A 20,408-nucleotide genomic window follows, 5' to 3' on the forward strand; every position below is an offset into this window, starting at 1 on the left:
AAAATGAAACCAAATTTATTCTAATTCATATTCCTTAGTACTTTCTGTATTAATTTCACGCGCTTGAGGGTGCTTTACTTTTATGAAAAAAGTCGGCATTAAATTACTTGATTTTACAATTATTTTGGCTAATAAATAATTTAAAATCACGTTTTTGCTTTTAATTATAGATAGGGAAAGATCCATAACAAAACCATATTTTTCCGATCTTTTTAATGCATCTACAACTTGCGAGTGAGTTAAAATTAATTTTAGCTCACTAATTTTTTTAGCAAAACTATATGTACAGCTTGATAAAAATAAATTGGTTTCGCATGATAATATACTTTTAAGATACATATAGTTGATTTCAGCAAGTTCTTTAGAAGAAAAATCACCATAACTGTTTTGTAATTGATGAATTTTGGTATCTATCAAATTACAAACCTCTAATTTTTTATCATAAAACTTGGTAACTAAACTTGCTTCGGGTCTAACATAATAATAATAAAGACAACGATCACTAATTTCTATACTCTCACATTTTCCAATTGTCTCTAGTACAAAAAGACGGTCTTCTCCATACTTATAGTCCAAAAATTTTATATTGTTATCCTTAATTATTTTTGCAGAATAGATTTTTCCCCATACCTGATTTAAAAGATTTTCTTTATATAGCGTAGAAAAATGCTGCTTAAAATTCCCTTTATCAATAATGGCATCTTTATGACCATAATAGAAATCACGGCTTCCGTTAACGTTAATAATTTGGAAGGCAAAAATCATGAAGTCTATCTCTGTTTCTTCTATATAGTTCAAAGACCACATAAATGTTTCTTGTACCAATGTATCATCGCTATCCAAAAACATGATATATTTTCCTAAAGATTTTTCAATCCCTATGTTTCGAGCGTTAGCCGGACCCGAATTTTTAATTGTATGAATCTTAACTCTACTGTCCTTTTGGGCTAATCTATTCATAATCTCCAATGAACAATCTGTTGAGCCATCATTTATCAGCAATAATTCTAGATTGTCATGGTTGTTATTCAAGACAGATTCTGCAAATACTTCGATGTATTTTTCAGCATTATAAATCGGAACAATGATACTTAATATCGGTTTCATTACACTTCTCCTCACATTATCAGTTAAATATCATCTTAGTACATTATATTATTACTTTATTTACTTACATAGATGACTCAATAAAAATAATCAGTATGCTGATAAATCAAGCCTATTTCTTCACTAAAAATGCTACTTTTATTTCCTAAGTACCTTTTTCCATTTTTTATTTGCAATTTATAAAGCAATTTTTAGATATATTTCTTTGTTTTATTATACTTCAAATGACTTTATTTTGCAATAAACTTTAGATTTCTCTATAAATTGATACTATCTATACCTATAAATTATCTAAGTTTCTATAAATTTTAATGTTAAATAAGTTTAATCTTTAGTTTTCACTAAAAAGACACCCCATGAGATGAAAAATTCTCATGAGGTGTCCTCCATTATTAATAATCCAATTCACGATATTACTGCAAAACAAACGAATAGATTTTTCTTCTATTTTTTTAGTTCTTCTACAATTTCGTCCATTTTCATGCCGCGAGAACCTTTAATTAATACAACATCTCCTTCTTTCAATTCTTTTTTCAAGAAAGAGAAAACAGCTTGATTGTCTGTGAAATGAAAGAACTGTTCTGAGCCAAAACCTTTTCCGGTTTCTACACCCATTTCGCCAACTGCGGCCAGCATATCTATGCCTTTTTCCTGTGCATATTTGCCGACTTCAAAATGACTGATTGCCGCATAGTCACCTAGTTCAAACATATCTCCTAAAACTGCTATGCGTCTGCCGTCGGTTTGAATGCCTAAAAGTATATCGATTCCCGCTTTCACTGAATCAGGGCTTGCATTGTAGGTGTCATCTATCACCTTGATACCGTTCAAGTCTAATATTTCCTGACGCATTTTCGGCGGTTTATAGCTTCCAATTGCTCTAACAGCGTCTTCTAGCGGCACACCCAACTCAAATGCTACCGCCAGTGCTGCTAAAGCATTTCTCACATTATGAACGCCTGCCGCCGGAACAAACACATTTGTTTTTTTGCCTTTATACTGGCAAACGAAAAAGGTTCCTTTTTCAGTAGAATTTAATTCTGCTGCGCGGCAATCACAATTTTTATTCATGCCAAAAGTTACTATGTTTAAATCTTTTCGCTCGTGACTTAATTTTTCTAAGAGAACATCATCGCCATTTACAAAGATTTTCCCGTTTTCTGGAATGTAATCTGCAATATGAAATTTCTCGGCCAAAATATTTTCCTGTGTTTTAAGATATTCGATATGGGTAACCCCAATATTGCTTAAAACTGCAATGGTAGGACGAACCACCTTTGCAATTCTTTCCATTTCGCCGGGCATACTAATACCCATTTCCACAACAGCTGCTTCATCTGCCTTTTTTAGTGTGAAAATCGTCATTGGCACGCCCACCTGGCTATTTTGGTTTCCTTGGGTTTTCATTACCTTGAGCTGAGAAGAAAGCGCCAATGCGATCATCTCTTTTGAAGTTGTCTTGCCAACACTGCCCGTTATACCAACAATGGGAATATCAAAACTTTTGCGGTAAACCTCTGCTATTTTTTGCAGAGCTTTAATCGTAGAGGAAACAAGCACCACGGGTTTGTCTTGAGCTAGAATCTCCTGCTCTGTGAAAGATGCAGCAGCCGTACCCGCTAACACATCCTCCAGATAGATATGAGAATCTACTCTTTCTCCTTTTATAGGCACGAACATGGTGCCTGTTTTTACTTGCCGACTATCTGTTGAAAAGGATGTAACCACAGTCTCAGGATCTCCACAGAGCAATTTTCCGCCGCATGCCTGTGCAATTTCGGATATTTTCATCCTCATTTTATTTCGTTCCTTTCTTAGTCTGACATAATCGTCAGATTTACCGATTCTCAAGCTCTTTCAAAATATCTGCTACAACTTCTCGCTCATCAAAGTGGAATTTTTGACCGTTAATCTCTTGATAATCTTCGTGCCCTTTGCCAGCTAGCACAATAATATCCCCCTCTTGTGCCTTTTCAAGGCAATAGCGAATGGCTTCTTTTCGATCAGGAATCGTCACATATTTGCCGTTTGTTTTATGCATACCTGTTTTAATATCTTCAATGATGTCATTCACATCTTCAAATCGAGAGTTATCTGCGGTGATAACTGATAAATCAGCCATATTGCCACAAACTTCACCCATTTCATAACGTCTAAGCTTGGGGCGATTACCGCCTGCTCCAAACAAGCAAATCAATCGGTTAGGGTGGTACTCTCTCAGGGTCTCCAAGATATTCTGCATACTAACTGCATTATGCGCATAGTCGATAAGAAGTGTATAATGTCCCGGAACCTCCACCGGTTCCACACGACCTTTTACACTAACCTGCCCTAAGCCTTTGTTCATCATTTCCGAGGAAATACCCAGCTCATGACAACAGGCAATCGCAGCCAAAGCATTATATGCGTTAAACTTGCCGGGAATCGCCACTTCTGCTATAAAATTCAGCTCACCGCTGACGGCAAAAGAAATTCCCAAAAAGCCGGGTCTTGACAACAGTTGATAGCTCTCTGCTCTCATTTGTGCCTCTTCATGAAAACCATACGTTTTGATGGCACAGGTGTGTCCTTTTATCATATTCTGCCAACTCTCATCATCAATATTGATGATACCCAGTCGGCACATTTTGAACAGCATACTCTTGCTTTCCAGATATTCCTGCATATCTTTATGCTCGACACCACCAATGTGGTCTTCTGAAAAATTGGTAAACAACCCAATTGCAAACTCAAAGCCATAGACACGCAAATCTTTTAGTCCAATAGAGGAGACCTCCATGACACAGTAGCGACAGTCACTGTCTGCCATTTGACGGAGATATTTTTGAATTTCATAGCTCGACGGTGTGGTATTCTCTGTTTTAATAACCTTGTCGCCAATCCCAACACCGATCGTTCCCATAATGCCTGTTTTGGCACCGCTGGCCTCTAAAATAGAACGAATCATTGTCGCTGTGGTTGTTTTTCCCTTTGTGCCTGTAATACCAATGACCGTAATATCTTTATCTGCCGGGTTGCCAAAAAAGGTCGCACTCATAAGTGCCAATGCTTTGCGCGTATCTTTTACAAGAAAAACCGGAATATCAACTTCCACTGGCTCTTCTGCGATAATAACAGCCGCACCTTTTTCTTCCGCTGACTTTGCATATTTGTGCCCGTCTGCCGCTGAACCTCTCATGCAGACAAACGCACAATCTTTAATTGTGCTTCGTGAATCAAAAATAATATCGGTAATTTCCATTTCAAAGTTGGCAATGACAGCTTTATCCTCTTGCAAAGTTAACGGCTTTAAAAGCTTTGATAATTTCATACGGTTTCCTCTTTTCCGCTAATTCTTTCTATGACTAAATACAAAAATTTATGCAGGTACAGGGCAGACTATGTTTGCCTCAAAATCTCAACAGAATCGTATACTTTATGTTTCCTATAAATTGAAAGTTACTGATAACTCTCATTGGATGAAATATCCGTCCATCGCTCTGCCGGGGGTGCTTTTTGTACCGTAAAACCTTTTGAACCTTGCCAAAAAACAGTAGAGCCATAAAATTCTCTCATTGCTTTTATCAAGCTAAGCGTATCGCTTGTTCCCGTCGTTTCATAAGGGGAATGCATACTTAACTGCGGAGCACCTATATCTACACAATTCATCGACACATGCGTCGCAGAAATATTGCCAAGGGTTGAACCGCCTGAGACATCTGAGCGATTAAAAAATTGCTGCACAGAAACCTCGGCATTCTCACAGATTTCACGGAATACAGCAGCTGATATCAAATCAGTTGCATAGCGGGCATTGGTTTTAATCAGTACACCGCCATTTAAATAGCAACGGTTTGTCGGGTCTGATTTTTCAGGATATAGGGGATGGGCGGCATGCCCATTGTCTGCCGACAACATAAAACTCGCCGCAATGGCAGCCGCTTGTTCTTCTCTGGTTTTTCCCGCCGCAAAGGCAATCCTCGAAAGTAGAGAAGACAGAATATCGGAATCTGCCCCTCGTCTCGTCATGCTCCCAATTTCTTCGTTGTCAAATATAGTAAATACGGTTACATTCTTTGGGTTGGTTGTGGTCACGAAAGCTTGTAGTCCTGCAAAGACACACTGCAAATCATCTAGTTTAGGAGAAGCGGCAAACTCTTCCTCTGCTCCATATAGCATAGGTTCTTCCGCGTTATAAAGATACATCTCATGGGCTAGGATATTGCCCTTTTCCACCCCTAATTCCTTTGCCAGCAGTGCTTTAAAATCAGCTTTTCCTCCTCCAAACAGCGGCAAAATTTGCGTCTGCGGGTTGAGCTTAAAGCCATCGTTGACTGCTCTGTTTTGATGAATCGCCAGAGAGGGGATTACAAACCGATGTTTTCTTAAATCAAGAAGTCGTGTTCTGATAGATTTTCCATCCTTGACCATGACCATGCCCGCAATTCCGAGAGGTCTATCCAACCAAAGATGAAGAGGTAAACCACCATATACCTCTGTATTGAGCGTTGTATAGTGGTTTTCTACACGCATTTCAGGAGACTCTTTTACTCGAAAGCAGGGAGAATCGCCATGAGGAGCAATGACTGAATAGGCTTCAAAATCTGCACTAGGATAACAAAAAGCCGTTAAGCTGCGCATACCTCGCACAAAGTAATACTTACCGCCGGGTTTCAAGCTCCACTTTTCGGTTTCAAAAATCTCTTCAAATCCCTGTTCTTCTAAAATAGAAGTCGCTGAATCTATCGTATGTGCCGCAGAGGGCGAATTTTTTATAAAGCGAAACAGCGCCGCTGTCGTTTCTTTCTCCATATCTTGTTCCTCTTCTCATTATTCCATTATAGTCTTTTCCATATCGCGCACAATGATTTAAAATGGACACCAAATTTGCTAAAAGTCTCTATTTGATACTATTTTCATTTTATCACGATAATCTTTTGTTTACTAGCTTTTGTGGTTCTTATTTTTGATTCGTAAAATAAAATAGGAAAACCCCCCTGACATAATCAGGGAGGGAAAAATTTTGCTATTTATCCGCCAATAAAAGGTTGTGGGTCCACTCGAGTTCCATTTTCCAAAACCTCAAAGTGTAAGTGTGCTCCATAGGAATCTCCTGTATTACCTTCATACCCAAGAACCTGACCTGCACTCACCGTTTGGCCTGCAGAAACGACCAGTGAGTCCATATGAGCATATCGAGAAGAATAAGTGCCATCATGATAGATTAACACATAATATCCCCAGCCTGAACCCCATGAATCTGTTGCATTAGCAACCAGAACCGTACCGCCTTGCGCCGCACGAACTTGAGAGCCACCGCCTGATGAAATATCCATTCCTCTATGCTGTCCGCTTTTATAATATTGTGTTACAATGCCGCCGGGCAAAGGCCACTGCCAGCTACCACCAGTGCTAGGGGGCGTATAGGTATCATCTGGATCATCACTGGGTGATGGTGTATAACCACCATCCGAGGGTGAATTATTTTTTTGCTCTTCTAATTGTTTTTGTCTTTCTGCCTCTGCCTGTTGTCTTGCCGCTTCTTCTTGCTGTCTTTTTTCTTCAATCAAGCGAGCCATTTCTGCGTCAGCAGCTTCTTTTTGTGCTTCTACATCTGCTATTTCATCTGAAGTTAATTGCTTTGCTTCACTAATGCTTGCTAAAGCAACTTTATTTTTCTCGCTCAAGTCCGTCAGCTCAGCTTTATGAGAATCTCTCTCTTTCTTACTGTTTGCTAACTCTTCTTGACTTGTACGTAATTCTTCACGATCTGTTTCTGTAGCGGTTAAGTAATCTTGAATTTTATTGATGATAATACTGTCATGTTCATCAATGCTTTGCAAAATATTTGCCTTCATGGTAAAGTCATGCAAACTATCCGCATTCAACAGAATTTCTAAGGTACTTAGCTGCGATGAACCACTTGTATAAATCGCTATTACTCTTTCGTAAAAGAGTTCGAAAGTATCGCCCATTTCGGCCTGCGCGGCTTCAAGTTTAACTTCTAATTCGCCGATTTTTTTATCTAAGAGAGTAATTTCTTCTTCTAAAGCGGCAATTTCAGAAGCCACCACTGACATTTGCTGCTGCAGTGTTGCCTGATATTCAGTTTTTTGCGCCTCATCTGCTTCAAGACTGCTGAGTTTGGCGTTGAGCTCATCTTTTTGTTGGCTCAATCGGTCTGTTTCGGCTTGCACCTCTGCCAATGTATCCGCTGCACTAACTCCCAGTGTTGGCACCATCATACATGCGCATAATATAACAGCCAAAAAACGAATAAGCTTGGATTTCCTTCTGGAATGCTTTGCACTCATTTAGTTCCCTCCATATTGTAGATCAAGCTTTACTTAACATAATTTTATTACTGAATTGTAACCCATATAACCGCTTTTTTGATTCTGAATAAGAATTAAAAGTTACAGTTCTCGGGGTATTTTTTGAATTTTGTTGTGATTCTGTCGAATACAACTATATATTGTATGTATCTATTTGTGTATTATCAGAAATGTCATGGTAAATAAGAATAATATTCTGATTGCTATGCAATTTGCCACCCAATTTATCATTTTATAAGCAGCGACACATATCTTAAAAGGGTTGTCCTAAAAGATAAGACAACCCTTTTGTTTTCTTTTTTTTCCTGTTTAAACGTTAATCAAATCTCAAAATCTTCTGATTTAAAATTCTGATAAAAGCGGCCTTCACAAGCGGTAAACTTTAACACACAATAATCAGGATCTGTAACACCCAGGGAGTAATAAATCGTATCACCAGTCTGCCAAATCATCTCTTTGCTTTCTGCGTCCTCTAAAACTTCCATGATGCCTTTCAGCATAACACCACGAAAAAAGCGACGGTCACAAAAATAGAGACAAGCTTTCGAATTATTACGATATTGACTCACACGCTTTGAGGAGGTATTGGTGGTAAAATAAAAGGTGTGAATTCCTTCTCTTTTTCTAGGCGCCAACATGGCTTTCGTATTGGGAAATCCCTCTTCGTCAACCGAACTAATATAGGCTGTTTTCTGCTTGTCAATCAAATTACCAATCGTCTTAACCGCATCCCGCATCATATGCATTCCCCTTTTTCTTTATAAAAAGTTAGCAAGCTGATACATAGCCCGTTTTGGCATCCATTTTTACAACGGCTCCACTTTTTAAAATCTTGGTTGCGTTTTTAGCACCCAAAATAACAGGAATATCCATGGCATATCCAGCAATAGCTGCGTGCGTGTTCATGCCTTCTTTTTCGGTGATAATTCCCGAGGCATGACGTAGGTATTCAACAATCGAATTGTCTGTATGAGAAACTACCAAAATGTCGCCGTCGGCAAACTTGGTTTTTACTTCTTCCAAATCTTCACAGACACAAAGCCTTGCGGAAACGGTCTTTTCTGTTATGCCTGTACCGGTTGTAAGGATATGACCTACCACGTGTACTTTCATCATATTGGTAGTTCCGGTAATACCAAGGGGCATACCAGCCGTAATAACGGCAATATCCCCGCTGGAAACAATACCTGCATTTTCTGCGGCATCTACGGCGTGATCAAACAAAGCGTCAATATCCGTTTCTTCCTGAATCAATACCGGGTAGACGTTCCAAGAGAGATTCAACTGACGGCACACTTTTTCTTCCATCGTGCAACCAACAATAGGGGAGAAGGGACGGAATTTTGAAATCTCTCTGGCGGTAATCCCTGATTTTGTAACGGTAATAATCGCTTTTGCTCCTAAATCATGTGCCGTGGTACAAGAAGCATGAGAAATTGCATTGGTTACGTCGAATGCAACGTCAGAGTTATCTCTCATATTAAAACGCTTGACATAATTAATATTTGCTTCGGCTTCACGAGCAATTCTAACCATGGTCTTAACTGCCTCAACCGGATATTTTCCTGCGGCTGTTTCGCCTGAAAGCATGATACAGCTTGTCCCGTCATAAATTGCATTGGCCACATCTGTTGCCTCTGCACGAGTGGGACGGGGGTTCTTAATCATAGATTCTAGCATCTGTGTTGCTGTGATAACCTGCTTGCCTGCTTTATAGGCTTTGGCAATCAACTTTTTCTGCAGAACCGGTACTTCCTCAAGAGGAATCTCAACGCCCATATCTCCGCGGGCAACCATGATGCCTTCTACCACACGAAGAATCTCGTCAATATTCTCGACACCCTCCATGTTCTCAATCTTTGCAATGATATTGATATTATGGCAATTATATTCTGTCAAGATTTTACGAATTTCTAAAATATCGGCTGCACTTCTTGTGAAAGAAGCAGCGATAAAATCAAAGCCATTCTCAATCCCAAAAATAATGTCTGCTCTGTCTTTTTCACTGACAAAAGGCATTGAAAGCTGAGAGCCGGGTACGTTCACGCCTTTATGATTAGAAATCACACCGCCAGCTATGACAGAACAGACTACGTCTGTATCCGTTACACGCGTAACTTCCATTTCAACTAAGCCGTCATCAATTAAAACAGCGGCGCCTGTATGAATATCTTTAGGGAAATTTGGATAGCTGACCGAAACAATTTTGTCATCGCCCTCAATTTCACGAGTAGTCAGCGTAAAGGTTTGGCCATTTTCTAGTTCAACACGGCCTTCTTTAAAAGTCTTAAGCCTAATTTCTGGGCCTTTGGTATCCAAAAGCGTAGGAATTGGCAGTTTCAATTCTTCTCTAATGCGCGTAACAGCCTCTAATTTTTTAAGAGCGTCTTCATGCGTGCAGTGTGAAAAATTAAATCGGGCTGCGTTCATACCCGCCAGCATAAGCTCTCGCAAAACATTTTCATCTTCGGTTGCAGGTCCTAAAGTACAAATAATTTTTGTCTTTCTCAACCGTAATCATCACCTTTCCATGGGTTAAAAACCAAATTAAAAACTGAAAAATCGAAATTTTTCCGCATTATATCCGTATTATATCACTTGTCAACCTGTTTGTCATTAGCTGATCGTCTAATTGTTTGTGAAATTTATGTCAAATCTATGTTAACAATTTGTGCAAAAAAGCAATTTTATCAGATTATTCGACTTTTTAAGCCAATTTTATTGATTTCACCTATGCAAGTATTTTACCCCATAGTAATTCATTTTATTTTTATTTTCCTTTTTAAAAAAGTTGAATCAATTTTTACGTTGATCCAACTTTTTCTGCCTAAAATTTTTCTCTATCAGTTTTTCTATATCATCATGTTTCAAATACATTTTTTGTTTGAAAACTAGTTATTCCTTGACAAGCAGCGATAAACATCACCTTTTTTTATTGTCGTATCTAAAACGGCGGCTTTGGCAGCATCACTGGCAGACTGTCCTTGTTTCATCAAGTTTTCTGCCATTTCTACCGCTTCCTCTAAAGTAATTTCTTTTTCTCTCTCGGGCAACGCTGCTCCCTCAATGACCAAAACAAATTCTCCTCTAGGCTCTTTGTCTTTATAGAGTTTGGCCGCTTCTGAAAGATTCATACGCAGTGCTTCTTCATGGATTTTAGTGATTTCTCTTACCATCGCAATTTTTCTTTCGCCAAACACCTTATACAAATCAGAGAGTGTTCTTCTCAGCTTATGGGGTGCTTCATAAAACACCATAGTTCTGTTTTCATTTTGCAGAGAAAGCAAATGTTCATGACGATTCTTTTTGTTCATGCTCAGAAAACCCTCAAAAGTAAATCGCCCTGTCGGCAAACCGCTGACAGCCAATGCGGCAATTACGGCGCTAGGGCCTGGCACAGCATAGACAGGAATGCCTGCTTCGGCACATTCTGCCACCAAGGTTTCACCCGGATCAGAAATTGCCGGCATTCCGGCATCTGAAACCAGCGCGCAGCTTTCCCCACCTTGTATTCTGGACGTAATCCAGCCGCCTCGTTCCGCTTTGTTATGCTCAAAGTAGCTAATCATCGGTTTTTTTATGCCAAAATGATTTAACAGCTTAAGTGTAACCCTTGTATCTTCTGCCGCAATGAAGTCTACCTTTTCAAGCACCTCTACAGCTCGCGGTGACAAATCTCCCAAATTCCCGATGGGTGTTCCTACAATATATAAAGTTCTTTTTTCAATTTCCATAGCTTCCCCTTTAGTCAAATCATTGATTCTATTTCCCTGCAATATCCTACCGTCTTGTCTTAGAAGTGCTTTCTTGCTTGTTTTTTGATATACTGGAAAACATAAAAACAAACAAAGTGAAGGAGCACGGTTTCATGTACACTCAATCAGCACAAGAAGAAGTAATTTTGATTAAACGACTGCTAATCGGTGAAAAAACAGCTTGCCCTCAATGCGGCTATTCGTACCTTAAACATTTTCATCAAAAAGCAAAGAAAAGCAACACCGATTACGTGTGCCCTTCTTGTAACGAACGTTATCAAGTTATTAAAATGATTGATGAATTGAATCAGACTTAATATTATCATCGTGTGGCATACTATATCGCCCAACGATAGCCAAGTCCCCACACCGTTACAATATGTTTAGGCGAAGAAGGCTCATCTTCAACCTTCATGCGCAGACGCCGAATATTCACGTCGACAATTTTTTCTTCTCCTACATAAGACGGACCCCAAACATATTGCAAAATAGCCCTTCTCTCTAGTGTTAACTCTGGGTTTGAGAAAAAATACTCCATAATTTGGAATTCTACCTGTGTCAACTCAATAGGACTGCCGTTTTTAAAAAGCAATCGATTTCGCAGATTGAGAGTGAATTCACCGCTTTTCATTTCATCACGAAGCTTATCTTCTTGACGCTCTGCGGCAAGCTCTACCCGACGATAGATGGCATCTACACGGGCAACTAGTTCTGACGGACTAAACGGCTTTGATACATAATCATCTGCCCCCATCATAAGCCCGTTCACTTTGTCCATTTCTTGTGTTTTAGCGGTCAGCATAATGATACCTACCGAATTGTTCTCTTTTCTTAAGTGCTTACAAACCTCAAGGCCATCATATTTACCGGGCATCATAATATCTAAAACGGCAACATCTATTTCTCCGTGCAGACTGTCATAGAGCGCAATAGCCTCTTCTCCGTTAGCAGCTTCATAGGTTTCATAACCTGCACGCTTTAAATTAATAACAACAAATTCTCTGATATTTTGCTCATCTTCTGCCACCAAAACTCTTTTCATGTGGTTGGCCGCCTTTCTTGTTAACATGGTTAACTTTTGCTCTTTTATCTTTTCAGAATCTATTCGCCTATTTGAAAGCTCTTTTTAATCCGTTTAATTGCTGTCAAGTTTTCGCCATCTGTATTTAAAACCGAAATGCCGTAAACATAGTCATTCTTTTCTGCCAAAAGCTCATAGCCTCCTGTTGCGCCTCGCTGCTCCCAAGCTGATTTGGTAAACACACGAATCGTAAATAGGGGAGAACCCAGTAGGGCTTGTTTTTCTTCACTTTCTCCCGGCGTCACCGCATAGTAGGTAACCGCTTTTAATTTGCTGTCATTGATGGCCGTAATTCGGCCCACCATGTTACCCGGCAGAATAAACCAATAATTCTCTGCAAGATTCATCAATGTTCTCTTAATGCTTTTATAGCTCATGGTCTCTAAATCAATCTTACTCCACTCAACCAAAAAACTAGTTGAGTCAAGTGACGAAGACTCTAAAAGCGCGGGCAACGGCGACACAATCGGAAATTCTATAATGCCGTCATGATTGATATCTCTTGCGGTACCGCCGGCTCCGGGGGGACGGTAAAGCGGGTTTGCCGTTGTTTCGTCATTGACCCCTTTCGGCACGTTCATAAGCCGTCTGCCAGTACCCATATAAAAAATCTGTGTGGTCATGCTGCTGTCTGCTTTTGTGCCATCCAGCACCACAGCAGACTGATTCTGCGCAATCTTCCCAAATTGAATGGAAGAATATTTCACAACACTGCTGTCTGCTTCGGTCGATAGCACCGACACCAGCTCTTCTCCTCTGACTTGAATCCACTCCGCTTTGGCAGGCAGACTTTCTTGGCTATCTTCGGCCGCCGGAACAGCACGCTGGATTGCGAAAATCTCCATCACTCCATCATCATCAAAGTCAGTTAATGTCATACCGCCATAGGTATTTTTCGTCTGCATTTCTTTGATGGAACCTTGCTGATAGTGATAGACACTCAAAGAAGCTGACATATTGTTCTGTGTATTTCCCCAGCCGACAATGACATCTGCGCTGCCGTTGCCTGTCAAATCGCCAAAACAAACCCTATCAACCTGTGTCGCCGGATTTTTGAAAGAAGCAATGACCTTCCAAACACCCTCTTCATTTTTAGAGAGAAACTTCACTTCTGCTCCACCTGTTTCAAGTAGAATAAACCCTAGTGCATCATCTACTCCGTCACCCGTAAAATCTTGCATAATAATCGCAGAACGGTATTCGCCGTTTTTGGGATAAACAAAACTGACTTCCGTTTTTTCTCCCACCAACAGATGATGAACTTCTTGTTGATCGGCATTGGCATTCGGAGGTGACATCAAGGCTTGGGCGTCTAATCCGGTGACAGCACAGCCGCTCAATAAAAAAAGCAGCAGTAAAACGGTTCCTATTCGTGTCAACTTTTTTACCACCAGAAAACCTCCCTATCCTTTTGTAGTCCTTAATTTTTATTTGTAAAGTTTCTTAAATTTTTCGCATAAAAAACATGCGTAAATCATTATAACATTTTTAGGATTGTTCTGTCACGCTAACAATTCTTTTGGCTTTATATTATCACAAAAAAGTTACAAAGTGAACTTAAAAATATTTATTCGCTTGATTTAATGAAATCTACCTCTTTTTTCCCATGAAAATTCTTCTGTTCGCCTTCTATATTTACGTCTTAGTTTGATTAGTTTTTTACTGTGGCAAAATGATTCAAACTGTATTCGCTTTATAACGATAGATTTCCCCATTGTTTTGTGGTAAAATAGTCGAAAAGTCTTGCCTCTGCAAAAACAAGCTCGGTCTGCCTTTTTAAGCTTTTATGTTCACCTAGAAAACATTATTTTTTAATCTATCATTTTTTCACTAAGGAAATTCTTACTATGCCTAGATTTTTTATTGATACTCCTCTTGGAGACGCTACTCAGTTTTTGCTTGACGGTGAAAACGGCCGCCATATTTCTCGTTCTCTGCGCATGAAAACAGGTGATGAACTGGTTCTTTGCGATAAACTCGGAACAGACTACGAATGTGAAATCCAATCTTTTCAAGAGGATATGGTTGTCGTAAAAATACTTTCTGCCAAAACCAACGAGACCGAACCTGCCACCAAAATTCACCTCTACCAGTCTTTGCCCAAAAAGGACAAGCTGGAATCTGTCGTGCAAAAGGTGACAGAATTGGGCTGCATTTCCATTACACCGGTAGAAAGTGAGCGATGTATTTCTAAATTAACAGACAAAAATACCGATAAAAAATTAGCTCGACTACAAAAAATTGCCCTAGAAGCTGCCAAGCAAAGTGGGAGAGGAATTATTCCATTAATTCATTCACCTTTATCTTTTAACAAGGCAATTAAACAGGCTGCCGCCCAAGGCGATGTCTTGTTCTTTTATGAAAAGGGTGGCACTCCGCTTTCAACCGCTATTGCACATGCAGGCAACACAATCTCTGTTTTTATTGGCCCCGAGGGTGGTTATGCTCAAGAAGAAGCCGACTTTGCCATTCAACATAAGGCTATAGTCTGTACACTTGGCAAACGCATTTTGCGAACAGAAACCGCACCCGTTGCCGCTTTATCTGCTCTGCTCTTTGCTAAAGGCGATATGGAGTAAATCGTGCGTTTCGCTTTTATCTCTTTATAAAGCTTTTTTATTTATTACATGTTTTGAATTTATTCAACATTGTCTCGGTAAAATGTTGAATACAGGAGAGTTGCTATGAAAAAGAAAACGGTACTCGTAACGGGTGCAAGCGGCGGCATTGGCTCTGCTATTGCCCACGAGTTTGCTAAAAAAGGGTATCAGGTCGTTATTGCCTACCTTCATAATCAAAAAGCTGCTGAGGATACGCTCAAAAAGGTGCAAGAACTTGGCGGCGAGGGTATTTGCGTGCAAGCTGATATTCGAAATGAAAAAGACGTATCTGCACTTTTTGACGCTGCAGAAGCGAAGTTTGGATTTGTAGACATACTGATTAACAATGCCGGTATTTCTCAAATGGGATTATTTACCGATGTAAGCTATGATGAATGGCAAAACCTGCTGCAGACCAATTTGACTTCTGTTTTTCTTTGCTGTAAAAGGGCACTGATTCCTATGATTCGCCGCAAAGAAGGTGCTATTGTTAACATCAGTTCCATTTGGGGCGAAGTCGGTGCTTCTTGTGAAGTGGCCTATTCTGCCACCAAAGCCGCCATCATTGGTCTAACAAAAGCGCTTGCCAAAGAAGAAGGGCCTTCTGGCATTCGCGTAAATGCCATTGCCCCAGGACTTATTGAAACCAAAATGAACAGTCATCTTTCGCAAGAGGATATTTCTCTTTTCTGTGAAGAAACACCGCTTTGCAAAATGGGACAACCGTCTGATGTTGCCGAAACAGCGGTCTTTCTTGCTGAAAATCAATTTATTACGGGGCAGATTGTCGGAGTAAACGGTGGACTCGCCTAATGTTCTTTCATTGACAAAACGTCTTTTATTTTATAAAATGAACAAGATAATGCAATTTCTATCGTCTATTTTTACCTTAAAAGATAGATACGATTTCAACTATTTTTTAGTATGGGAGAAAAAATATGAGCTTTAAAATTTTAGGAACAGGTCGTTTTCTGCCAAAAAAAATTCTGACAAATGAAGAGCTTTCACAGCGCATTGATACGTCTGATGAATGGATTACCAAACGGATTGGTGTAAAACAACGTCATGTTTGTACAACAGAAACTACGCTGGATATGGCTGAACAAGCGGCTCTTCAAGCACTAGAAATTTCTGGCATTAAACCTGAAGAACTTGACTTAATCATTGGCACAACCATTTCTCCCGACAGTGTTTCTCCTGGTATTGCCTGCATGGTTCAAAACCGTATTGGCGCCTCTTGTCCCGCTTTTGATATGAGTGCCGCTTGCTCTGGTTTTGTTTTTGCCTTAGACGTTGCCGCTGGTTATTTTGCCCGCAAGGCCGTCAAAAAAGTGCTGATTGTCAGTGCCGAACGCCTCAGCAGCATGATTGATTGGACCGACAGAGGCACTTGCTGTATCTTTGGCGACGGTGCCGGTGCTGCTGTGCTGGGAGAAGGCGAAGGCTATCTATCCTCTCATATGTCCACTTATGGCGGTGATGATGCTATTAATATTCCAACCCACCTTGCTGCTTCTCCTTTCTATGAAAATGAAATAGTGGATGCTCATATTGCTATGAACGGCCGCGAGACATACAAATTTGCCGTGAAAGCCGTTCCGGATGAAATTGAAAAGGCGTTGGAGTTGGCCGACGTGAAACCCGAAGACATTGCATGGGTTGTTCCTCACCAAGCAAACTATCGCATTATTCAAGAAGCCAGCAATCGTTTTCCATCAATCGACAAAGAGCGTTTTTGTGTGAATATCGACCGCTACGGCAACACTTCTTCTGCCAGTATCCCGATTTTATTAGATGAACTCAATCGTGAAGGCAAACTGAAAGCCGGCGACAAAATCGTCATAGTTGGCTTTGGTGGCGGCCTTACTTGCGGTGGTGCTGTTATTTCATGGTAAATTGTTCCTCTAACAACCCCAATATCTTGATAAAATTCACCCGCTAACGCTTTTGTTTCTGTATCTTTAAAAGCTTGTTTTTTTCAATTGGCCTACAATACAAATTTATAATATACTTGGTGTAGGGTTTTGCGTCATAAAAAACTTTAATTTCGCATTGTTTTACTGTCCATTAACCCATTTTTATAGGGCTCTATTACCACCGATTGGCTGCTTATGACAGCAGCACCCTTAATAAAGGAGATTACATATGATAAAAACAGAACTTTGTGACCTATTGGGCATTCAATATCCTGTATTTCAAGGAGGCATGGCTTGGATTTCTGACGGAAAACTGGCTGCTGCTGTTTCAAACGGAGGCGGTCTTGGTCTGATTTCTGCCATGAACGCAGACGCTGCCTATCTCAAAAAGCAAATTGACATTGCTCGTTCTCTAACAGACAAACCTTTTGGTGTCAACATTATGCTGTTAAGTCCCTTTGCTGACGAAGTGGCAAAGCTAGTTGCCGATGAAAAAATTGACGTTGTCACCACCGGCGCCGGCAATCCCTCTAAATTTATGACCATGTGGATTGAAGCTGGTATCAAAGTCATTCCGGTTGTTGCTTCTGTTGGTATGGCAAAGCTTGTCACAAAAGCAGGCGCTTCTGCGGTTATTGCTGAGGGAGGCGAGAGCGGCGGTCACGTTGGTGAACTAACCACGATGACGTTGGTTCCTATTATCTGCGACAATACCAACCTGCCTGTCATAGCCGCCGGCGGTATTGCCGACGGACGGGGCATGGCTGCTGCTTTGATGTTAGGCGCTGTCGGTGTGCAAATGGGCACACGCTTTTTGGTCGCAGAAGAATGTGGTGTCCACCCCAACTACAAAAAGAAAATTATCAAAGCAAATGACTTGGCTACCATGACCACCGGTAAACGCTTGGGCCACCCGGTTAGAGGTCTGCGCAATCAATTTGCCAAAGATTATCTTAAAGCAGAGTACAGTGATATAACTGACGAAGCACTCGAAAAGCTTGGCGGTGGAGCACTCTATCGTGCCGCTATTGAAGGCGACGAAAAAACCGGTTCTTTCTGTGCCGGACAAATCAGCGCCCTTGTCACCAAAGAAGAACCAGCAGCCGATATCATTCTTGATGTTGTGACTGGGGCAGAGAAGATTCTTTCAGGTGCTAATCGCTTTTCTATACAATAAAACAAAAAAACTCCAAGCTGTATTGCCCTAAAAAGCGATATAGCTACCAATTTTTATGCTAATAAATACCCTATTGTTTGGCTGCCCGTTTCATATACCTTTGGGTCTGCTTGACATTAAAAATCATCTTTTTACCTATTATTATTTGAATTTGGAAAGGAATTCTCCATGGGAAAAATCGCATTTGTATTTGCCGGACAAGGTGCTCAATATAGCGGTATGGGCAAAGAGCTATATGAACACAGTGCCGCTGCCAAATCTGTTTTTGACATTGCTGATTCTATTCGCCCAGGTACCTCTGCACAATGCTTCAGCGGGAGTGACGAGGAGCTGTCACTGACCAAAAATACACAGCCTTGTTTGTATTCCGTCGATTTAGCCGCCGCAAGAGCTTTGGTAGAAGCAGGCATTCATCCCGATTGTGTTGCCGGATTTTCACTTGGGGAAATCGCAGCGCTTACTTTTAGCGGTATTTTCAGCGAGGCAGATGGCTTTGATTTTGTTTGTCGCCGAGCGGCTGCTATGCAGAACTCAGCGGAAAACCATCCCGGTTCTATGGCGGCTGTCCTCAAACTTTCAAATGAGCAAGTAGAAACACTCTGCCAAGAATTTAAACAGGTTTACCCCGTTAATTATAACTGCCCGAAACAGCTGGTAGTGGCTGGCGAAAAGAGTGAACTAGCATTATTTGTGAAGCGAGTTGGCGAAGAAAAAGGCAGAGCCGTTCTGCTAAATGTCAGTGGTGGCTTTCACTCTCCTTTTATGAATGATGCAGCAAAAGAGCTTTCTTCTGTTTTAGATGGCCTAACGCTTTATACACCGCAAATTCCGATTTATTCCAATTTAGACGCCGCTCTCTATACAGTAGAAGAAGCAAAATCTAGAATCACGAACCAAATTAACCACCCGGTCAAGTGGCAGTCTATTCTTGAAAACATGGCCGCTGACGGTGTCGATACCTTCATCGAGGTTGGCCCTGGCAAAACGCTTAGTGGTCTAATTAAAAAAACATTGAAAGATGTTCAGGTGTTTGCCGTTCAGGATAAAGAAAGTTTGCAGGAAGCGATGGCTCACCTTTTATAAGATTTTGCTTTGCTTCTTTCCTTTTTTTAAATACTGGACTTTTTTGAAAGGATGAATGCTGTATGAATTTAACCTTTTACGACCTTGCTCAGATAGATGATTCCCTATTAAAGTACGCTGTTATTGCCGCACAATATAAAAGCCAATGGGTTTTTTGCAAAAACAAAACACGAAAATGGGAAATCCCCGGCGGTCATCGAGAAAAGGATGAATCTATTTTTGAAACGGCAAAAAGAGAATTGTTTGAAGAAACAGGTGCTAAAGAGTTTGAAATAAAACCAATTTGTATTTACAAGATTAACAACTTTGGTATGTTATTCTATGCCGATATTACCGCATTCGGCAGTTTGCCCCCCTTTGAAATTGAAAAGATTGACTTTTTCGACGACATCCCCGATGAACTTTCATTTCCCTTAATCCACCCTAAGCATTTGGAGTATGTAAAAGCAAAACTATCGCTATAGCGTTTATTACTTTCTGAATTAGAGAATACTGTTAAGAATACTGCGTTTAAATTTCTATTTTATTGATAAATCACTAATCATTAGATTTTTTTGAAAGGACACACATTATGATGACATCAGAACTGCAAGGAAAAACCGCTGTCGTGACCGGAGGCTCAAGAGGAATTGGCCGTGCTATTGCTGTCAAGCTTGCTTCTTTAGGTGCTGACATCGCGATTTTATATGTTGGCGACCCCAATGAGGCTGCCGAAAGCTGCCGAATGATTGAAGAACTGGGTGTAAAAGTGAAATCTTACATCTGTGATGTATCGAAGCTTGAAAACACACAGGATTCTATTAAAGAAGTGCTTGAAGATTTCGGCACTGTTGATATTCTTATTAACAATGCAGGCATTACCCGTGACGGATTAATGCTTTCTATGAAAGAATCTGATTATGATGCTGTTTTGGATATCAATCTGAAAGGCGCCTTTAACATGACAAAGAGCTGTTATAAGACTTTTATGCGCAAGAGGAGTGGTAAAATTGTTAATATCACTTCTGTTTCCGGCATTATGGGCAACGCTGGACAGACAAATTATTCTTCTTCAAAAGCAGGGCTTATCGGTCTGACAAAATCTGTTGCGAGAGAGCTTGCCGCCAGAAATGTCAACTGCAATGCAGTTGCTCCCGGATTTATTGCCACGGATATGACACAAGAAATCAGCAAAGACAATAAGCTTCTTTCTTCTACCCCAATGAACCGTATGGGCACAGCTGAAGACATCGCCAATGCCGTTGCTTTTTTGGTCGGTCCTTATTCTGACTACATCACGGGCGAGGTCTTGAAGGTAGACGGCGGTCTTGCCATGTAGTTCCTATTCTTACTTAATTTCTTTAGGATTCATTTTGATTTTATTTTTTATTTATGC

At 40.4% G+C, this 20,408-nt stretch carries 18 protein-coding genes; 8 read left to right on the forward strand and 10 right to left on the reverse strand.

Annotation, left to right across the window (positions count from 1 at the left end; translation table 11 throughout):
- Positions 1 to 15: 15 nt before the first annotated feature.
- The 8 genes from CS931_RS07150 to rsmI form a co-directional block, all read right to left on the reverse strand.
- The gene (locus CS931_RS07150; protein ID WP_099205073.1) at positions 16 to 1,107 is read right to left on the reverse strand and encodes a glycosyltransferase family 2 protein; all 1,092 of its coding nucleotides are present in this window, start codon (positions 1,105 to 1,107) and stop codon (positions 16 to 18) included.
- Between the two features lie 444 nt (positions 1,108 to 1,551).
- Positions 1,552 to 2,904: a UDP-N-acetylmuramoyl-tripeptide--D-alanyl-D-alanine ligase gene (locus CS931_RS07155; RefSeq protein ID WP_099205074.1), complete on the reverse strand. Its 1,353-nt coding sequence runs from the start codon at positions 2,902 to 2,904 to the stop codon at positions 1,552 to 1,554.
- Between the two features lie 40 nt (positions 2,905 to 2,944).
- Entirely contained in the window at positions 2,945 to 4,417 is a 1,473-nt protein-coding gene (locus CS931_RS07160; protein WP_099205075.1) for a UDP-N-acetylmuramoyl-L-alanyl-D-glutamate--2,6-diaminopimelate ligase, read from the reverse strand.
- Positions 4,418 to 4,545: 128 nt separating this feature from the next.
- On the reverse strand, positions 4,546 to 5,898 hold the full coding sequence (locus tag CS931_RS07165) for a M18 family aminopeptidase (RefSeq protein WP_099205076.1): 1,353 nt from the start codon (positions 5,896 to 5,898) through the stop codon (positions 4,546 to 4,548).
- 218 nt (positions 5,899 to 6,116) lie between these two features.
- Positions 6,117 to 7,400, reverse strand: coding sequence for a murein hydrolase activator EnvC family protein (locus tag CS931_RS07170; RefSeq protein ID WP_099205077.1), 1,284 nt, complete (start codon positions 7,398 to 7,400; stop codon positions 6,117 to 6,119).
- A gap of 341 nt (positions 7,401 to 7,741) precedes the next feature.
- Positions 7,742 to 8,161 (reverse strand): pyridoxamine 5'-phosphate oxidase family protein, encoded by a 420-nt coding sequence (locus CS931_RS07175; RefSeq protein ID WP_200814957.1) that lies wholly within the window; start codon positions 8,159 to 8,161, stop codon positions 7,742 to 7,744.
- A gap of 28 nt (positions 8,162 to 8,189) precedes the next feature.
- Positions 8,190 to 9,932, reverse strand: coding sequence for a pyruvate kinase (gene pyk / locus CS931_RS07180; protein ID WP_099205078.1), 1,743 nt, complete (start codon positions 9,930 to 9,932; stop codon positions 8,190 to 8,192).
- A gap of 380 nt (positions 9,933 to 10,312) precedes the next feature.
- Entirely contained in the window at positions 10,313 to 11,155 is an 843-nt protein-coding gene (gene rsmI / locus CS931_RS07190; protein WP_099205080.1) for a 16S rRNA (cytidine(1402)-2'-O)-methyltransferase, read from the reverse strand.
- A gap of 134 nt (positions 11,156 to 11,289) precedes the next feature.
- On the opposite strand from rsmI, the gene CS931_RS07195 reads away from it, so the two are divergent.
- Complete coding sequence (locus CS931_RS07195) at positions 11,290 to 11,493, forward strand: DpnI domain-containing protein (RefSeq protein WP_099205081.1); 204 nt, start codon at positions 11,290 to 11,292, stop codon at positions 11,491 to 11,493.
- A gap of 20 nt (positions 11,494 to 11,513) precedes the next feature.
- Here the strand turns inward: CS931_RS07195 and CS931_RS07200 are convergent, their stop codons facing one another.
- Positions 11,514 to 12,218, reverse strand: a complete 705-nt coding sequence (locus CS931_RS07200; RefSeq protein WP_099205082.1) for a response regulator transcription factor — start codon at positions 12,216 to 12,218, stop codon at positions 11,514 to 11,516.
- 59 nt (positions 12,219 to 12,277) lie between these two features.
- The gene (locus CS931_RS07205; protein ID WP_099205083.1) at positions 12,278 to 13,648 is read right to left on the reverse strand and encodes a VCBS repeat-containing protein; all 1,371 of its coding nucleotides are present in this window, start codon (positions 13,646 to 13,648) and stop codon (positions 12,278 to 12,280) included.
- 456 nt (positions 13,649 to 14,104) lie between these two features.
- Here CS931_RS07205 and CS931_RS07210 point away from each other — a divergent pair, with 456 nt between their 5' ends.
- The 7 genes from CS931_RS07210 to fabG all read left to right on the forward strand — a co-directional run bounded on the left by CS931_RS07210 (position 14,105) and on the right by fabG (position 20,351).
- Entirely contained in the window at positions 14,105 to 14,836 is a 732-nt protein-coding gene (locus CS931_RS07210; RefSeq protein WP_099205084.1) for a 16S rRNA (uracil(1498)-N(3))-methyltransferase, read from the forward strand.
- A 105-nt stretch (positions 14,837 to 14,941) separates the two neighbouring features.
- The gene (ymfI, locus tag CS931_RS07215) at positions 14,942 to 15,670 is read left to right on the forward strand and encodes an elongation factor P 5-aminopentanone reductase (RefSeq protein WP_099205085.1); all 729 of its coding nucleotides are present in this window, start codon (positions 14,942 to 14,944) and stop codon (positions 15,668 to 15,670) included.
- A gap of 125 nt (positions 15,671 to 15,795) precedes the next feature.
- A complete protein-coding gene (locus tag CS931_RS07220; protein WP_099205086.1) occupies positions 15,796 to 16,752 on the forward strand; it encodes a beta-ketoacyl-ACP synthase III in 957 nt (318 codons plus the stop codon).
- Positions 16,753 to 17,002: 250 nt separating this feature from the next.
- Positions 17,003 to 17,950 (forward strand): nitronate monooxygenase, encoded by a 948-nt coding sequence (locus CS931_RS07225; protein WP_099205087.1) that lies wholly within the window; start codon positions 17,003 to 17,005, stop codon positions 17,948 to 17,950.
- A 168-nt stretch (positions 17,951 to 18,118) separates the two neighbouring features.
- The gene (fabD, locus tag CS931_RS07230; RefSeq protein ID WP_099205088.1) at positions 18,119 to 19,033 is read left to right on the forward strand and encodes an ACP S-malonyltransferase; all 915 of its coding nucleotides are present in this window, start codon (positions 18,119 to 18,121) and stop codon (positions 19,031 to 19,033) included.
- Positions 19,034 to 19,095: 62 nt separating this feature from the next.
- A complete protein-coding gene (locus CS931_RS07235) occupies positions 19,096 to 19,497 on the forward strand; it encodes an NUDIX hydrolase (protein WP_099205089.1) in 402 nt (133 codons plus the stop codon).
- Between the two features lie 110 nt (positions 19,498 to 19,607).
- Positions 19,608 to 20,351, forward strand: coding sequence for a 3-oxoacyl-[acyl-carrier-protein] reductase (gene fabG, locus CS931_RS07240; protein ID WP_099205151.1), 744 nt, complete (start codon positions 19,608 to 19,610; stop codon positions 20,349 to 20,351).
- The last annotated feature ends 57 nt before the right edge of the window (positions 20,352 to 20,408 follow it).

Origin of the sequence: Scatolibacter rhodanostii (assembly GCF_900197595.1) — a bacterium.
Taxonomy (GTDB): Bacteria; Bacillota; Clostridia; order Oscillospirales; family Acutalibacteraceae; genus Scatolibacter; species Scatolibacter rhodanostii.

Coding starts and splice junctions, on each gene's coding strand:
- CS931_RS07150 (WP_099205073.1), bottom strand. CDS start 1,107: ATGAAACCGATATTAAGTATCATTGTTCCGATTTATAATGCTGAAAAA.
- CS931_RS07155 (WP_099205074.1), bottom strand. CDS start 2,904: ATGAGGATGAAAATATCCGAAATTGCACAGGCATGCGGCGGAAAATTG.
- CS931_RS07160 (WP_099205075.1), bottom strand. CDS start 4,417: ATGAAATTATCAAAGCTTTTAAAGCCGTTAACTTTGCAAGAGGATAAA.
- CS931_RS07165 (WP_099205076.1), bottom strand. CDS start 5,898: ATGGAGAAAGAAACGACAGCGGCGCTGTTTCGCTTTATAAAAAATTCG.
- CS931_RS07170 (WP_099205077.1), bottom strand. CDS start 7,400: ATGAGTGCAAAGCATTCCAGAAGGAAATCCAAGCTTATTCGTTTTTTG.
- CS931_RS07175 (WP_200814957.1), bottom strand. CDS start 8,161: ATGATGCGGGATGCGGTTAAGACGATTGGTAATTTGATTGACAAGCAG.
- rsmI (WP_099205080.1), bottom strand. CDS start 11,155: ATGGAAATTGAAAAAAGAACTTTATATATTGTAGGAACACCCATCGGG.
- CS931_RS07195 (WP_099205081.1), top strand. CDS start 11,290: ATGTACACTCAATCAGCACAAGAAGAAGTAATTTTGATTAAACGACTG.
- CS931_RS07200 (WP_099205082.1), bottom strand. CDS start 12,218: ATGAAAAGAGTTTTGGTGGCAGAAGATGAGCAAAATATCAGAGAATTT.
- CS931_RS07210 (WP_099205084.1), top strand. CDS start 14,105: ATGCCTAGATTTTTTATTGATACTCCTCTTGGAGACGCTACTCAGTTT.
- ymfI (WP_099205085.1), top strand. CDS start 14,942: ATGAAAAAGAAAACGGTACTCGTAACGGGTGCAAGCGGCGGCATTGGC.
- CS931_RS07220 (WP_099205086.1), top strand. CDS start 15,796: ATGAGCTTTAAAATTTTAGGAACAGGTCGTTTTCTGCCAAAAAAAATT.
- CS931_RS07225 (WP_099205087.1), top strand. CDS start 17,003: ATGATAAAAACAGAACTTTGTGACCTATTGGGCATTCAATATCCTGTA.
- fabD (WP_099205088.1), top strand. CDS start 18,119: ATGGGAAAAATCGCATTTGTATTTGCCGGACAAGGTGCTCAATATAGC.
- CS931_RS07235 (WP_099205089.1), top strand. CDS start 19,096: ATGAATTTAACCTTTTACGACCTTGCTCAGATAGATGATTCCCTATTA.
- fabG (WP_099205151.1), top strand. CDS start 19,608: ATGACATCAGAACTGCAAGGAAAAACCGCTGTCGTGACCGGAGGCTCA.